This window comes from Flavobacterium marginilacus, assembly GCF_026870155.1.
Lineage (GTDB): Bacteria > Bacteroidota > Bacteroidia > Flavobacteriales > Flavobacteriaceae > Flavobacterium > Flavobacterium marginilacus.
The window spans coordinates 455,360-473,381 of the sequence record NZ_CP113975.1 but is presented as its reverse complement, the minus strand read 5'-3'; the positions used below and the strand labels follow the sequence as shown (position 1 = coordinate 473,381).

General features: G+C 34.7%; 10 protein-coding genes. 4 read left to right on the top strand and 6 right to left on the bottom strand.

Annotated features, from left to right (window positions below; all coding sequences use genetic code 11):
• Positions 1-8: 8 nt before the first annotated feature.
• The 5 genes from OZP07_RS02125 to OZP07_RS02105 form a co-directional block, all read right to left on the bottom strand.
• The gene (locus OZP07_RS02125) at positions 9-1,847 is read right to left on the bottom strand and encodes a glycoside hydrolase family 13 protein (RefSeq protein WP_281637116.1); all 1,839 of its coding nucleotides are present in this window, start codon (positions 1,845-1,847) and stop codon (positions 9-11) included.
• Between the two features lie 64 nt (positions 1,848-1,911).
• Entirely contained in the window at positions 1,912-4,206 is a 2,295-nt protein-coding gene (locus OZP07_RS02120; protein WP_281637115.1) for a glycoside hydrolase family 65 protein, read from the bottom strand.
• A gap of 75 nt (positions 4,207-4,281) precedes the next feature.
• Complete coding sequence (gene pgmB, locus OZP07_RS02115; protein ID WP_281637114.1) at positions 4,282-4,941, bottom strand: beta-phosphoglucomutase; 660 nt, start codon at positions 4,939-4,941, stop codon at positions 4,282-4,284.
• Positions 4,942-4,962: 21 nt separating this feature from the next.
• Positions 4,963-6,288, bottom strand: coding sequence for an MFS transporter (locus OZP07_RS02110; RefSeq protein ID WP_281637113.1), 1,326 nt, complete (start codon positions 6,286-6,288; stop codon positions 4,963-4,965).
• Between the two features lie 696 nt (positions 6,289-6,984).
• Positions 6,985-8,007 (bottom strand): LacI family DNA-binding transcriptional regulator, encoded by a 1,023-nt coding sequence (locus OZP07_RS02105; RefSeq protein ID WP_194643369.1) that lies wholly within the window; start codon positions 8,005-8,007, stop codon positions 6,985-6,987.
• Between the two features lie 245 nt (positions 8,008-8,252).
• On the opposite strand from OZP07_RS02105, the gene OZP07_RS02100 reads away from it, so the two are divergent.
• The 4 genes from OZP07_RS02100 (at position 8,253) to OZP07_RS02085 (ending at position 17,095) form a co-directional block, all read left to right on the top strand.
• The gene (locus OZP07_RS02100; RefSeq protein WP_281637112.1) at positions 8,253-11,315 is read left to right on the top strand and encodes a SusC/RagA family TonB-linked outer membrane protein; all 3,063 of its coding nucleotides are present in this window, start codon (positions 8,253-8,255) and stop codon (positions 11,313-11,315) included.
• A 13-nt stretch (positions 11,316-11,328) separates the two neighbouring features.
• Positions 11,329-12,885 (top strand): RagB/SusD family nutrient uptake outer membrane protein, encoded by a 1,557-nt coding sequence (locus tag OZP07_RS02095; protein WP_281637111.1) that lies wholly within the window; start codon positions 11,329-11,331, stop codon positions 12,883-12,885.
• 54 nt (positions 12,886-12,939) lie between these two features.
• A complete protein-coding gene (locus OZP07_RS02090) occupies positions 12,940-14,106 on the top strand; it encodes a SusE domain-containing protein (RefSeq protein ID WP_281637110.1) in 1,167 nt (388 codons plus the stop codon).
• A gap of 97 nt (positions 14,107-14,203) precedes the next feature.
• On the top strand, positions 14,204-17,095 hold the full coding sequence (locus tag OZP07_RS02085; RefSeq protein ID WP_281637109.1) for an alpha-amylase family glycosyl hydrolase: 2,892 nt from the start codon (positions 14,204-14,206) through the stop codon (positions 17,093-17,095).
• Between the two features lie 287 nt (positions 17,096-17,382).
• Here OZP07_RS02085 and OZP07_RS02080 read toward each other — a convergent pair whose 3' ends face one another.
• Complete coding sequence (locus OZP07_RS02080) at positions 17,383-17,787, bottom strand: T9SS type A sorting domain-containing protein (RefSeq protein ID WP_194643378.1); 405 nt, start codon at positions 17,785-17,787, stop codon at positions 17,383-17,385.
• Positions 17,788-18,022: the final 235 nt, after the last annotated feature.

Below are 18,022 nucleotides of genomic sequence, written 5' to 3'. Positions count from 1 at the left end.
TAAAAAAATCACTTCAATTCCAAAAGCAGAACCGATTTTCCTTCGATGGTGATGTCATTTTTCAAATCAATTGATTTTCCTGAAATCACATCATTTCCAGTTGAATAATTCACCAAACTCTCCTGAAAACGGTTAGTTGCAAAAGTTTTAGATTCCTTATTGTTATTGATGACCACCATAACCGCTTTGGAATCAGTATATCTGAAATACACATAGACATTATTCTCCGGAATGTAATGTTTCATCTTCCCGAAATGCACGGCATCATTGGTTTTTCTCCAATTGAACAATTTTGATGAGAAATCAAAAAACTGCTGCTGCTCGGTCGTTCTTCCTTCTTTTGCGAAAGCGTTATTGGCATCACCTGCCCAGCCTCCAGGGAAATCCTGACGAATGGCAGCATCGCCGTCTTTGTCTTTACTTCCTGCCATTCCAATCTCGGAACCGTAATAAATCTGTGGAATTCCTCGAACGGTTGCCAGCAAAGTCATTGCCATTTTATATTTCGATAAATCTTTTTGATAAATTTCGTTGAAACGGTTTGTATCGTGATTTTCGGCAAAAATCATGATGCTGTTGATGTTTGGATACAGAAAATCATTGGTGAAATTTTCATAAATATTGACCATTCCTTCGTTCCATTTTCCATTGTCTTGATTGAAAACATTGGCCATCGTTTCCATCAGTGTGAAATCCATTACAGACGGCAGGTACGAATTATAATCCTGTATTGCTGCAATTTTACTGTCTTTCTGCCAATACGCCATCTGCGCCTGATCGTGCATCCAGACTTCCCCAACGATGTTGAAATTTGGGTATTCATCGGTAACGGCTTTGGTCCATTCGGCGATTCCTTTTTTATCACAATACGAATAGGTATCTACACGAAAACCATCTAAATTGGCATACTCAATCCACCAGATTGCGTTTTGTTTCAAATAAGTATTCACCAATGGATTCGACTGATTCAAATCAGGCATTGATTTTACAAACCAGCCGTCCATACACATTTTAGCATCAATCTGCGATGCGTTCGGGTCAAACTGAGTGGTCATTCTGTAATTGGTTTGGGCATAACCCGGAAACTGATGAATCCATTCATAAGTAGGCAAATCTTTCATCATCCAATGTTCGGCTCCCCAATGATTGGTCACGTAATCCATAATGAGTTTCATGTCGCGCTTGTGCAGTTCGGCCGAAAGCTGTACATACTCTTCATTAGTTCCAAAACGGGGATCAATTTTGTAAACATCCGATTGTCCGTAAGTATGGTATGAATAGGCTTTGTCATTATCTTCGCAAAGTGGTGTCGGCCAAAGTGCCGTTGCTCCCAATTCTTTTATGTAATCCAAATGCTGAATCATACCGGCAATATCTCCACCGTGTCTTCCGCCAGGAAGCGCTCGGTTTCCTTTTTCAGTAACTGATTTATCGCTGTCATTTTTTGGATTTCCATTCGCAAAACGATCGGACATTATCAGATAAATCAAATCGGAGGCATCGTAGCTTTTTCTGGAAGCGGAATTTTCCCTTCTTTGTTTTAAACTGTATTTTTTTGTGAAAGCGACTTTTTTGTTTTTCGAAAATGAAAAAACTAAATCCTGAGCCGTCACATTTTTAGTATCGATGGTAACAAAAAGATAATTGGGGTTTTCGGTCTTTTTTACTTCTTTGATTACAATATTATTGGAAACAGTCACTTCATTCTCGGCAATATTTTTACCATAAAACATAATCTGCAGTTCTGGATTATGCATTCCTGCATACCAAAACGGGGGCTCAACTCTGTCAATTTGAGCAAAAACGGATGCTGATATAAGACACATGAGAATAATTGCTTTTTTCATTACTGCTATAATTTTAAAACCCTTTCGAAGTAATACTAAGAAAGGGTTTGTTTACTAATTTATTTTAATGATTTGGCTGAACCAAAACTGCTGTGCCGTTCACATAAACAGTTAATTCATTTGTCCCTTCCAAAGTGAATTTAGTTTCCTTATGATCCACTGCAATTTTCAGAATCTGGTTTCTAAAATTGATTTTAAAGGAATAACCTTCCCATTCTTTAGGAATTTTTGGAGAAAAATGAAGTGCGTCATTTTTCACTCTCATTCCGCCGAATCCTTCCACAATGCTCATCCAGGTTCCTGCCATTGATGTGATGTGACAGCCTTCTTCCACCTCTTTGTTGTAATCATCAAGATCCAAACGGGAAGTTCTTAAATAGAAAGCGTAGGCCATATCCATTTTATCTAATAAAGCAGCCTGAATCGAGTGTACGCAAGGCGAAAGCGAACTTTCATGTACTGTAAATGATTCGTAGAAATCAAAATTACGCTCCAATTCTTCTTTCGAAAAATGATCTTCGAAGAAGTAAAAACACTGCAATACGTCAGCCTGTTTGATGTAAGGCGAACGCAAAACTCTGTCCCAAGACCATTTTTGGTTAATTGGTCTTTGTGAACGGTCTAAGTCTTTTACACGGACTAAATCTTTGTCTAAGAAACCGTCCTGCTGCAGGTAAATCCCCATTTCCTCCGATCTTGGGAAATACATATTGCTCGAAACTTTATTCCATTCCGCTAATTCTGCTTCCGAGAGTTTTACTTTTTCGATAATGCGTTTGTGGTCTGCAGGATATTCTGCTGTAACTTTTTGAATTTGTTCAGTAGCATAATCGATACACCATTTAGCAATATAATTGGTATAGAAATTATTGTTGATGTTATTTTCGTATTCGTTTGGACCAGTTACACCCAAAATCATGTATTGATTTTTGTTTTTGGAAAAAGAAGCTCTTTGATGCCAAAAACGGGCAATACCAATTAATACTTCCAATCCTTTCTCTGGAATATAGGAGTAGTCGCCTGTAAAACGGTGGTAATTGTAAATTGCAAAAGCAATCGCTCCATTTCTATGGATTTCCTCATGGGTGATTTCCCATTCGTTATGGCATTCTTCACCATTCATGGTAACCATCGGATACAAAGCTGCACCATTAGTAAAACCTAAATTATCTTTAGCATTTTCAATTGCTTTATCCAATTGATTGTAACGATACGTCAATAAATTACGGGCGACCTGCTGGTCTTTGGTAGCCATATAAAATGGAATACAATATGCCTCAGTGTCCCAATAAGTAGAACCTCCGTATTTTTCGCCTGTAAATCCTTTTGGCCCAATATTTAAACGGGAATCTTTACCTAAGTAAGTTTGATTCAATTGGAAAATATTAAATCGGATTCCCTGCTGTGCTTTTACATCGCCATCGATAGTGATATCCGACATTTCCCAGATTTTTGCCCAAGCATCAATCTGATCCTGTAATAATTGATCGTATCCTTTTGCTAAAGCTTTTTGAATAACATTTTCTGCTGCCGAAACGGTATCGGTATGATTTAGCGAAACAGTGTAACCTCCAATTTTCTGGATTCCGGATTTTTCTCCTTTTGCAGCAATAACATCGTAATAAAATAAAATTTTATCAGCAGTCGTATCAACAGAAGTAGGAGATAAATTTTGTTTTTCGCCTTTTGCAAAAATGGTATTCTGCATAAAGGTTGTTACTTTAAAATGCGTTTTGAAAGTCTGTGCTGTAACAAAAGCTTCGTTTCCAGATTTTTTAACGTCTAATGGTTCCCAGAATTTCTCTTCCCAGTTAGCATCTTCATTGGTTACACCAGCATCGATGTAAGGTTTATAGATAATTTTGGCGTCTTTGTTCAAAGGAGTGATTTCATAATTGATTACTCCAGCTTCGTCTAAATCCAGAGATAGAAAACGACGGACATTCACCGATACTTCAGTACCATTTTTAAGTGTCGCCTGAAAGGAACGGTTGTACCAGCCCTCTTTCATATTCAATTCACGACGGTAATTTGAAACTTCGGTACAGGTATTCAAATCAAAGTCTTCTCCATTAATTTCAATATTGATTCCAATCCAGTTTGGAGCATTCAATACTTTAGCAAAATATTTTGGATAACCGTTTTTCCACCAGCCTACTTTAGTTTTGTCTGGGTAATAAATTCCAGCAATGTAACTTCCCTGAAAAGTTTCCCCTGAATAATTTTCTTCAAAATTCGCTCTCTGTCCCATAGCACCGTTACCGATACTGAATAAACTTTCGGAAGATTTAACTTGTTCCTTATCAAATCCTTCTTCGATGATAGACCAATTATCTGGTTTTATATAATCTTGATTCATTTTTTTTTTAATGTGTTAATGTGAAAATTAAACTCTTTGTGAATTATCCAATTTTCACATTTTCTGATTGACTAATTATTTATTAATTAATAATTCCAAAAAAGTGGAATTCATTTCGGTAAAATCTTTAAAATTGTATTGTGCTTCATACAGTGTTTCTTCGTGACCAATGCCAATACTAATCATTTTGGCAATGTTTGCAGCTTGAATTCCTGCTACAGAATCTTCAAAAACTATAGAGTCTTCATTGGTTACATTCAATAATCGTGCAGCGTGAAGGAAAACTTCGGGATCTGGTTTTGCATTCACCACATCATTTCCATCAACTATAACGTCAAAAAATGGCAGAACTCCAGTTTTTTCAAGAATTGGTCTTGCATTTTTACTAGCAGATCCCAAAGCAATTGGCTGATTGTTCGCTTTTAAAAACTTTAAGACCTTCATCACTCCCGGCAGAATTTCAGTCTCATTCATATCGACCAGATACGAAAGATAATCTTCGTTCTTTTGGATCAGCCATTTGTCTTTTTCTTCCTGAGAAGCCTGAATGTTTCCCAATTCTAAAATGATATCTAAGGAACGAACGCGGCTCACTCCTTTTAATAATTCATTATGTTCTAATGTGAAATCAATTCCTAATCCGCTTGCGATTTTTTTCCACGCTAAGAAATGATATTTGGCAGTGTCAACAATTACACCGTCTAAATCAAAAATAAATCCTTTTCTCTTTTCCATTATTCTGCTTATTATTTTATTTTATTCCTGCACTTTTTCTTTAACGAAAAACACAGCCAAACCAGCAATCAGCAGAGATATTCCTGCTATTACAATTATCGCCATTGGTTCTCCTCCGAAAAGCACAATTATAGTACTTCCTAATAATCCTGCTGTTATTTGTGGCAGCGTTATCGTGGCATTAAATAATCCCATATATACCCCCATTTTTTCGGCAGGCAATGACCCTGAAAGCATTGCATATGGCATGGCCAAGATAGCCGCCCAAGCCAATCCTACTCCCGAAATAGAAAGCAGTAACATGTTTTTGTCTTCGACTACAAACATAGAAATCAGCCCTAATCCTCCCATAAATAAAGAGAAACTGTAGGTTTTTTTTCTTCCGATTGATTTAGCAATCGATGGAATTAAAAGTGAGAACAATGCTGCAACACCACTATAAAATGCAAACATTACCCCTGTCCAGTCCCCTGCTTCATTAAATCCGACTGATTTAGCATCGAGAGCGGCGGGTCCCCAAACTTGATTAGCGATAGCTCTTGTGGTATAAACCCACATTAAAAACAAGGCAAACCATGAAAAAAACTGAACAATGCCAAGCTGCCAAAATATTTTAGGAGCATTGCCTATCAGGTTAAAAATATTTTCTTTTGGCTTATCTTCAGCAGCATTCAAATCAATATTATTATATTCGGCATGTTCTTTTGGCGCATATTCTTTAGTTCTTAACACTGTCCAAAGTACTGTTGCTAATAATATGGCTCCTCCAATGTAGAAAGACCAGATTACGGATTCTGCTACTTTTTCGCCAGCAGCAGGGACGTTTGACAATCCTATTTTTACTAAAATCCAAGGCAATAATGATCCAAAAACAGCACCAAAATTAATTAATGCACTTTGCAGTGAATAGCCTAAATTACGCTGTTCATCATTTACCATATCACCCACAAGCGCTCTAAATGGCTGCATGGTAACATTAAATGATGTATCCATAAGCAATAGCATCACAGCTCCAAAAGCCAGAGGTGTCAACAGATAAGTGAAATATTCAGCATTGGGCATAAAAAACATTGCCAGTGCCGATACAATTGCGCCAAATAATATAAAAGGGATACGGCGGCCTAATCTGGTCCAGGTTTTATCGCTTGAAAGACCAATAATAGGCTGTACAATTAAACCAGCCAACGGCGCCGCTAACCAAAAGTACCCAATGCTGTGAACATCGGCACCTAGTGCTTCTAATATTCTACTTGTGTTTCCATTTTGCAAAGAATATCCGATTTGAACTCCCAAGAATCCAAAACTTAAATTCCAAATCTGCCAAAAACTTAAATTTGGTTTTCCCATTATTAAAAATTTTATTTATTTACTAAACAAACAGTTATACAATGTTTATCATTAAAAATTAACTATAATTTCTAATAAAAAACACCCATAATAACAAAATGAAATTGAGTTCAAATCAAATGCCTTCAAATCAATTCTTATATCACACTTTAAATTTCCTTTCAAAAAAACCAGCCTTTGGTTTCTTCTAAAAAAGCAAAATTAAATTCATTTGCTTAGAATTATTAAGTGCATTTTATAAAAATTGTAATGGACAACAGCATCGTACAGCTAAAAAATATCCTCAAAAGGATTCACTCATATAGTTAACTATACTTTTGTAAAAATTCATTAAATCATTATAATTTATTGAATCTTTTTTTTTAAAAGATTATATCAAATGCAAAAAAAATAGCATCCGAAATTTATCGTTATAAAAAACTCATCTCATTTTCGAAGTAAAAGAAAAGTTATAAACGTGGAGTAAATGTATAAAAATCTTTTTAGTAATTATTTAATAAAATTCAAAAATCATCATTTTTTTTTACTACAAGGTTGTAGTAATTAATAATTTACGTATTTTCTTTGCAAATCTTTTCAGAATTGACATATTGCAAAAAAAAATCAAACGGATTCAATCCATTCGATTTTGGTTTTATTAGTTTTTTCAGCAGCAGAATTTTATGGATTCATTCTCATAGCAATGCTGCATGTTTTTTAATTGGTAGATTCTCTTTCGACCAGATAGGTTTCAATAACTTCGGTAATGTAATTTTCTTCCTCCGATTCATCTTCCGATTCCAGCCGGTCAATAATTATTTTAGCAGCACGGTTACCCATTTTTACGCCGCTTTGACTTACAGTAGTAATCGTTGGAGTTGAATATTTGGAAATCATTCCATCGGTAAAAGCAATTACTGCAAGATCATTGGGGACATTCAATCCAATTTTATGAGCCGTTTTGATACAGGTAACGGCAAAAATTTCATTGACAGCAAAAACGGCATCGATAGCTTCATCTTCCAGTAACTTGCCAATAATAATTTCGCAGGTATCGATATCTTCAATTTTTATAATCAAATGCTCATCAAAAGGCAGATTATTGTCCAGCAGTGCTTTTACATATCCATCAGTCCTTAATTTACCAACACTTACATAATCGACGGTTGTTACAAGAGCAATCTTTTTCCGGCCTTTATCGATCAGGCTCTGAACGGCCTCATAGGCGGCCTGTTTGTCATCAATAATTACTTTGTCACACAGAACTTCATTCGTCACACGGTCAAACATGACTACTGGCATTCCCTGATTAATCACTTCGGTAATATGATGAAAATCCCCTTTAAACTGGGTCTCTTTAGATAAGGACATGATAAAGCCATCAATACTGCCATTGGCCAAAAGTTCCATATTGAGCACTTCTTTATCAAAGGAATCATCCGATAGGCAGATAACTACACTGTATCCATTTTCGTTAGCTATCTGTTCAATACCATTAATTACTGTTGAGAAAAAATGATGTACAATTTCAGGGATGATAATTCCAATAGTTTTGGTTTTCCGGTTTTTCAGGCTCAGCGCAATATTGTTGGGTTTATAGTGATAAAACTTAGCAAAAGCCTGAACTTTTAATCGTGTTTCTTCGCCAATTTCAGGGCTGTTTCTAAGTGATTTTGAAACAGTTGAAATAGAAACATCCAATTCTTTGGCAATTTGCTTTAACGTTATTTTTTTCTTCATATTAAAGTGTCATTACTTGATTGTACTATTCGATTCGTAATAAAGGTAACATAAATTTTTATTTATTGTAAATATTCGCATAAAAATTGAGATAATTTACAAAGTTTTCAACACTATCACGTTTTCGTAAGCTGATATAATTTTCGCCACGTTGAGCGTGTTAATAAATTCATAATTTTGGAATTCGAAGTAAAGAAAACTTAAACAAAACTTAACCAAAAAAACAATTAATTTAAACAAAAAGTATGAAAACAATTTACAAAAAGTTGTTATTTTTATTACTCCTGCTTCCTTTTTGTGCTATGGCTCAGAACAAAGTTGAAGGAACGGTACTTGATAATGTATCAGGTCAGCCAATCTCAGGAGTAAACATAAAAGTAAAAGGGAGTACTACAAGTGCTTCAACTGATTTTGATGGTAAATTTCAATTAGCAAATGTGAAGCCAACGGATGTGTTGACCATTACGTATATGGGATACCAAACTAAATCAGTTACAGTTGGCTCTCAAAATTCATTAGCTATCAAACTTGAAGAAGATGCTAATCAATTGAAAGAAGTTGTGGTTCAAGTAGGATACGGAGCTATTAAGAAAAAAGATGCTACAGGAGCTGTAGCTGTATTATCTTCAAAAGATTTTAATAAAGGTGCTGTGATCTCAGCCGATCAATTGATTTCTGGAAAAGTTTCGGGAGTTGTTGTAACAAGCGCAGGAGGTTCGCCAGATTCTACTTCAAATATCAGAATTAGAGGAGGTTCATCTTTGAGCGCAAGTAATAGTCCATTAATAATTATTGATGGTGTTGCTCTTGATAATATTACGCCAGCAGGTTCTGCAAATCCTATGTCACTTGTAAACCCAAATGACATTGAAACTTTTTCGGTCTTGAAAGATGCTTCGGCAACTGCTATTTATGGATCTAGAGCTTCCAATGGTGTAATCCTTATTACTACCAAAAAAGGGACTTCTGGTACACCGCAGTTTTCTTTTACAAATATTACATCGATGGGTTATATTAACAAAAAGATCGATATGATGGATGGTGATGCTTTTTCAAAATTCATCCAAACCAATTTTCCTGCTCAAACCAATTTATTAGGAATAGACGATCCGACTACTACAGCAGTTGATAATCTTGCTACACCACAAATTGAAGGCAGAATTTTATCTAATACTGATTGGCAAAAAGTAATTTATAGAAATGCAGTTTCTTCGGATAATAACTTTAGTGCAAAAGCGAATCTTTTCAAGAAAATACCTTTTAGAGCTTCAATTGGCTACTTAAACTATAATGGTTTAGTAAAAACCAATGATTATAAAAGATATTCTGGAGCCTTAAAATTAAGCCCTTCGCTATTAGAAGACCATTTAAAAATTGATCTAAACGCAAAAGTACTGCGTTCGGAAAAAAATGCCGTTGACGAAGCAGGTGCCATCGGAAGTGCCCTTAACATGGATCCGACAAAACCTGTTTATGATACAAATGCTAATAATATTTTTGGAGGATACTATCAAAACTTGAATCCAGCCACTAAAAATATTGCTGGGCAGACAAACCCTTTGAACATTTTAGAGCAAAGGAGAAGACCAGAAGAAATTAATAAATTTTTAGGGAATGCACAGTTTGACTACAAACTTCATTTCATGCCATCTATAAGAGCAGTTGTTAACTTAGGTCTTGAAGCTTCCAATTCGCATATTGAAGAAGTATATGGAGATTATGCAATTCAAACTTATGGTTTAAATCAAACTACAAACACTAACATTTTAAACCCTGGAGTTAATTACAAAGAAGATCAAACAATTACCAACAAAACTCTTAATTCTTACTTTGTATATACATTGCCATCTACAAGTGATTTAATTTCTAAATTTGATGTTCAGGCTGGATATGATTATCAAAATTTTGTTGTAGACGGCAATAAATCTATTTTTAGATATAACCCAACAACTCATATCAGAGAGCCATTTATTGAAAACTTAAACAATACAAATAACAGATATTATAATTCATATAATATTCAATCGTTCTTTGGAAGATCAAATGTTGATTTGTTGAATAAATATCTTTTTACTTTTACAGTAAGAGCAGATGGTTCTTCTTTGTTTAAATCAAATAACCGATGGGGCATTTTTCCAGCAGCTGGTTTTGCCTGGAGAATAAAAGATGAATCTTTTTTGAAAGATGTTGAAACTATTGAAGACTTGAAATTGAGATTAGGTTATGGTATTACTGGGCAACAAGATATTATCAGTGTTGCAGGCTACTACCCTACTACTCCTTTGTTTTCTCCAGGAACAATAACTAGTCAGTATTTACCAGGAATTAATACCTATTCTGCAAAACCATTTGATGACTCATTAACTTGGGAAAAAACAACTACATTCAATGTTGGAATTGATTTTGGATTATTTAAAAATGATTTATTAACAGGTACAGTAGATTTGTATGCTAAAAAAACTAACGATTTGTTAGCAAAAGTACCAGGAAAACCAGGTCAATCATTGACTAATGAGTTTGTAGCCAATGTTGGATCCTTGACAAACAAAGGTGTTGAAGTTAGTTTAAATTTAAAACCTATTGCAACAAAGGATATTACCTGGATTATAAATGGTAATGCCGCTTATAACGAAAGTAAAATTACTGATTTAAAAGGTGTTACAGCAAATCCAGTTGCCGATTCCAAATTACCAACCGGTACTGGGATTGCATTTGCCTACAATGCAGTAGGTCAGGCTCCTTTTTCTGCTTGGGTATTAGAGCAAGTATATGATGCTTCTGGAAAACCTATTCAAGGAGCTTATGTAGATAGAAATAAAGATGGCATTATCAATAATGACGATAAATATTATGTAGCCTTAAGACCTAAATTCACTTTTGGTTTTGGAACTAGTTTGACCTATAAAAATGCTGATTTCTCAGCTAGTTTTAGAGGACAATCAGGAGGAAAAACATATAATTCCAGAAACTTAGTTGCTGGAAATGTAGCTAGAGCATTTGATACTCAATCTAATACTTTAAACAATGTACTAGACATGGAAATTCCATTTCAAAATACATTAAACGGAGTAGAATCTTCTGATTATTTCCTAGAAAATGCAAGTTTTTTACGCTGCGAAAACATTACTCTTGGTTATAAATTTAAAGAATTATTAAAAGGATTAGACTTAAGAGTTTATACTGCGGCAAATAATTTGTTTATTATCACCAAGTATTCAGGACAAGACCCTGAAAATTTTAATGGAATAGACAATAATTTTTATCCAAGACCTACAATGTACAGTTTAGGTGTTAATGTTGATTTTTAAATAAAGTTAGAATATGAAAAATTTTAAAAATAATATAGTAGGTTTAGGGTTATTATCTCTATTACTATTTAGTTCTTGTGTAGATGATTTAAATACAGAACCAAAAGTAGAACTTACTTTCGATAAATTACTCCAGCAGGATCCTAATGCAGCTTTGGGATTAGTATCAAAAATGTACGGTACTTTTGCCTTAACAAGTTCTGATGGGCCAACTACTTCTGATATAACAGCCACGGATGCAGGAGAAACTGGTTTCTTAAGAAACATGGTTAATCTTGAAGATTTTACTGCTGATGACATTAAAAATCGTTGGGGTGATAATGGGCTAGATCAGTTGACTACAACTTCAAAATGGGATGAAAACAATAAGTTTTTCAGATACCTTTTTGATAGAGTGTATTATACAATTCCGAACTGTAACAATATCATCAATGCATTAGGAACTGCAAATGTAGAAAACAAAGACCTTTATGTTAACGAATTACGTTTCTTGAGATCTTTAGCATACTACTACATGATAGACTGTTTTGGTAAAGGAATATTAGTAACTGAAGCAGACTTAGGTACTATTGAAGCCAAACCAGAAGCATCCAGAAAAGAATTATTTAATTTTGTGGAATCAGAGTTGAAAGCTATTGAACCTTTAATGCCTGCTAAAAACACTTATGGAAGAGCAAATAAATCTGTAGTAAGAATGCTTTTAGCAAAATTATATTTGAATGCGGAAGTATATACAGGTACTGCTCGCTATGATGATGCTGCTATATATATCAAAAAAGTAATTGATGAAGGAGGATACACATTAGCTCCAAATTTCAGAAGTATTTTCTCTGGAGACAATAATACTTCTACTGAAATTATCTTCCCTTTAATTGCAGATGCTCAAGTAAGTCAGAGTTATGGAAACACTACTTATTTAGTTCAAGGAAATGTTGATGCTTCTACAATGACACCTTCTGCTTATGGAATAACAGGAAATGGCTGGGGCGGACACAGAGCAACTAAAGCATGGTATGGTTTATACGGTACCGATTTAGCTGCTTCAACTGATGATAGAGCAAAATTATTTTGGACAACAGGACATACTTATGAAATGACCGATTATAAAACATGGACAAATGGATATCCTGCTATTAAATTTACAAATAATAATTTTACAGGATCGTCTATTTTAACAGAGTTTTCAAATACTGATTTTCCATTATTCCGTTTAGCTGATGCTTATTTAATCTATGCTGAATGTAATTTGAGAGGGGCTGCAAGCACAAATGCTGCTACAGCTTTACAATACGTAAATGACGTAAGAAAAAGATCCCATGCATCTGTAATTACTGCTTCAGAACTAAATCTTAATTTCATTCTTGATGAAAGAGGAAGAGAATTAAATCTTGAAGGACACCGTAGAACTGATTTAATTCGTTTTGGCAAATTCACAGGCGGAAGTTATTTGTGGCCTTGGAAAGGCGGTGCCAAAGATGGAACTTCTATACCAGATACCTATAAATTATTTCCATTACCATTAACTGCGCTTAATGCTAATCCAAACTTGAAACAAAATCCAGGGTATTAATAGTATTAATTTCTTCCTGGAAGAAATATCTGGGAAGATTTAAAAAATTAAATTATGAAAAAAATAATTATAAGTCTAATTTTATTAACAGGAACACTAGCCTCTCTTGTTGCTTGTAGTGACGAAACACTAGATCCAGTAGGTTCTGTTGTTAAAAACACAGCTGTAAGTTCGCCTGCCGCTGGTACAGATTACATATTGGAAGCAAAAACAGCATCCAATGATGCCTTTACTGTAAAATGGTCATCAGTAGATTTTGGGTATATTGCTGCTGTTAGTTACCAGTTACAGATAGTAAAATCTACATCTGCTAATTTTGATGCAGATGCTAAAACCTTTGATTTAGGAAGCTTCAATGAAGGTCTAGAAGGAAGTACTCATCAAAAAACACTTACTCAGCGTGAATTAAATAGTATCCTTTTGTCTGCAGGAGGTTCTCCAGCAGAGAAAGCAAGCTATAAATTTAGAGTTGTAGGAAGTCCATCTGGCCAAGAAGTTAAAGCTACAAATAAATTGATTTCCAAATCTGGAGAAGTGGCTTTTACAGCAACTCCATATGACACATTTGATGAATTTGCTAAATTATATGTACCTGGAAGTTTTGGAGGAGCTAGTACTTATGCTGATTGGAATCCTGCTAATGCACCTAAAATATACTCACCAAACAATGACGGAAAATATGAAGGTTTTGTTTGGATGAACGTTGCCAGTCCAGCCTTTAAATTTACAGATGACCAAACTTGGACAAACGATAAAGGAGATATTGCTGAAGCGCCTAATACATTTACAACATTAGTTCATACCAATGGAAAAGATATCAAACCAACTAATGGTGCCGGTACTTATTTTATTACTGTGGATTGGACAAAAAACACCTATTCAATCGCTCCTAGACAAGTTGCGGTAATTGGTGATGCAACTCCAAATGGATGGGGTGCTGCAACTTATTTAAACTTTGAGACTAATGCTGCTTCACCTTATTTTAGAATGTATACTATAAACTTAACCCTCAAAGCAGATGCTTTCTTAGTGCGCTTAGCAGATGATTGGTCTGTAAAAATGGGTACAGTATCAGGCAGTAAAGAAACATTAGTTGCTACTTCTGCTAATAAAATAAGATTGAATGGAGGTGACATGGTTGTACCTGCTGCAGGAAATTATAAAATCGTTCTTGATTTAAGAAATGCTGCAAACTATAACTTAAGACTTATTCCTAATTAATCTTAAATTAAAATTTTTAAAGAGGCTGTCTCAAAAGGATAGCCTCTTTTATTTTAAAATATCCCTTTTTAATAAAACTAACTAAACAACTAGTATTATGAAAAAAACTCTACTTATGTTCAGCCTTTTGCTGTCAGCAATTTCATTTGCCCAACAGCAGACTGTTACATATTTAATAAACCCCTCCACATTCGATGAAACAGCTTCTATCACAATCACTATTAATGGGAACAGCATCAATGAGAGCACTTGGGGAGTAACTGGAAATGCACTTTACATGTGGGCCTGGGCTTTTGATATTGACGATACAACTCAAAAAGGCACTCCTCTTAATGGCTCTTGGGATTCTTCAAATGAGGCAAGTAAATTCACCTATAATGCAGGTAATGATACTTATACAAAAACTTTTGTCCCAACTACCTATTATAACACAACTAATATTGGTAAAATTGGTTTTCTAATAAAAGCTAAAGACGGAACGGGAGACAAAAAATCGCAGGATATCCTTGCCGAAGTAGGCTCTTTCCAAGTTACCCTAACTTCACCATCACAAAACAGTACTACTATTTTGGCATCGGGCGGAAGTCTATCAATTACTGCAAGTAATACTAATGGTGCTGCAAATTACAACCTAAAATCTAACGGAACCAGTATCAATACAGCTTCAGCTGCTTCAAATTATTCATATACCCACAGCAGTATTACTCAAAATCAAAACTATGAACTGGAAGTAACACAAGGTACCACAACAATTACCAAAAAATTCAGTGTAATCATAAATCCAAATACAGTTTCAGAAACAATCCCTGTTGGTTTGTCCGAAGGAATAAACTACAACCCAACTGATGCTACAAAAGCTACTTTAGTTTTAGAAGCGCCGCTAAAAGATTTTGTATATGTTGCTGGAAGTTTTAATAATTGGCAGCCTGGTAATTCATATGCCATGAAAAAAGACGCAACAGCCGGCTCCACAAAATTTTGGCTGGAATTAACAGGTTTGGTATCTGGAACAAATTACACTTACCAGTATTGGGTGGGAGAATCAACCCCTATTGCTAATTCGCCGGCTCTTGTAAAAACTGCCGATCCTTATTCTACGTTAGTATTATCTCCTTATGATGATTCAGGAATTCCTGCTGTAAACTATCCCAATATGCCTGCATATCCTGCTGGACAGGATAAAGAGGTAACTGTTTTACAAACTGGACAAACACCTTACGCATGGAGTAGTTTCACAACTAATTTTGTAAAACCAGAAAAAGATAAACTGGTAGTATCCGAAGTGTTAGTAAGAGATTTTGATGCCAATAGAAATTATCAGAATATAATTGACCGTATTGATTATTTCAAAAATTTAAAAATAAATGCCATCGAATTAATGCCCGTCATGGAATTTGAAGGCAATGAAAGCTGGGGTTACAATACCTCATTTCATATGGCACTGGATAAATTTTACGGTACTTCTGCAAAACTGAAAGAACTAATAGACCTATGCCATAAAAACGGCATTGCAGTTATTCTAGATGTGGCTTTAAACCATGCCTTTGGCAGAAATCCAATGGTAAGAATGTGGATGAATGATCCTGATGGTGACGGTTATGGCTCCCCAACGGCTGAAAATCCTTATTTCAATACCGTTGCAAAACACAGTTATAGTGTAGGTGAAGACTTTAATCATTCATCGGCATTAACAAAAAACTATGTAAAAAGAGTCATCAAGCAATGGATACAAGAATACAAAATTGATGGTTTCCGCTGGGATTTAACCAAAGGTTTTACACAAAACTGCACGGCTTCTGATGAAAGCTGCACCAACAGTTACCAACAAGACAGGGTAGATATCTTAAAAGAATATGCCGACTATTCATGGTCATTGGATCCAACTCATTATACAATTTTTGAACATTTAGGCTCTGATACCGAAGAAAAAGAATGGGCTAATTACCGTTTTACCGAAACTCCAAGTAAAGGTGTAATGATGTGGGGAAAAATGACTGATAATTACAATCAATTATCAATGGGATACAATTCAAGTAATGATATTTCAAGAATGTATGGACCAAACCACAGCGGTTTTCTAGGAAACAGAGTTATGGGCTATGCCGAAAGTCATGACGAAGAACGTTTAATGTATAAAAATATTCAATACGGAAATACAGCCAATGCTGCTCACAATGTAAAAACACTTAGTGTCGCTTTATCAAGAATGTCGGCCATAGGAGCCGTCACTTTATTAATACCTGGTCCGAAAATGATATGGCATTTTGGTGAATTGGGCTGGGACACGTCAATTTATACCTGTACCGACGGAACCTTAAATGACAATTCATCAACAATTGCAGGAGATTGTAAATTATCTACCAAACCACAGCCTCAATGGACTAACAATTGGCTGAGTGATAATTCCAGAAATAAAATCTATTATGATTGGGCAAGAATGATTGCATTAAAAACAACCGAGCCGGTTTTTTCAGGTACAGCTACAGTTCCATCAGCTACAACATTAACGCCAAACATTAAAATAACAAACAGTTCATTAGCAAGCTCGACCCTTAAAGATGTTCTTATAATTGCGAACTTTGATGTAACTGCCAAAAATGTAGCAACAGGATTTCAATATACTGGATCATGGTTCAATTTAATGGACAATTCCCCATACACTGTCACTGACGTTAATGCCACTATTAGCCTCCAGCCTGGTGAGTTTAGGATTTACGGAAATAAATCAACTGTCTTAGCAACAACTGATTTTGAAATCATGAAAGATATTTTCATTTCACCAAATCCAGCTTCAAATTACTTTTCATTAAATACTGATACTGCCAAAATCCAAATCTTTTCAATAACTGGACAATTAATAAAAACGTTCAGCAAACCACACACTAAAGAATACCTATACAATATAAACGAATTAAATAATGGTTTATATTTTATTAAAGTTTACAACGAAGCCAATCAAATAAAAGTAATTAAACTTATAAAGCAATAATTAATTTAACATAAAATCGGCCGTCAAATTAAGTTTTGATGGCTTTTTTTATAAAAATCAGGCAAATAATCTGCATACTCTAAGGTTGGGCTGTCCATTATATTCCCTATTATCAAAAACTAAGATAGAAAGCGTTGTTTTTCTAAAACGGGGCATGTCATTTTCATTTCTCCTGTAAATCATCCAATACAGCATTTCATGTTTAAACCAGAAATATTCAAACAAAAAAAACAGCCCAAAAAGAGCTGCTTTTCTCAAAATCCTAACTATCCTTAACCACAATCTAATTAATTAGCCTCAGCCACATTTTGATTTTTGATCTTCAAATCACCTTTATACACTTCAGTAAGTGATTTTCTAGACAATGTAGTAGTCTTATCCGCAACCACAATCTCGTGCACCACTTTCTTTAGATTAGTTTCTACTTCCAAGAAGTAAACTCCTTCAGGAAATTCCTCAAGATTATACGCCCTTGCAATTCCTTCTTTTCCCGTTACCAGTTCATTATAAATTATGTTATGAGACTGATCATAGATTGTCACATTGGCTTTTTTAATCTCATTTACCGAAAAACTAATTTCTTTTCCCTCACCCTTTTTCACATTAAGCAAAAAATCATCGTTGATTGCGTATGTATTAATACCAGTCATTGTCACTAATACTACCAGACTTAATTTTAAAATCGTTTTCATAATACTGCGTTTTAAATTAGTAATTATTTTATACTGCTAAAGTAGCATCATAATTCCATCCAAAACACAACTGTATTTTCTGATACTTATGCTATTTTAACATTACGAAAACGATATATGGAAGCCTATGATAATACAGCAAAGGTTTGAGTTAAAATACCATAGGCTTTAATAATTATAAAGCAGATAATTTGCTGACAATTACCACAACGAATCCAGTACAAAAATCATCAGT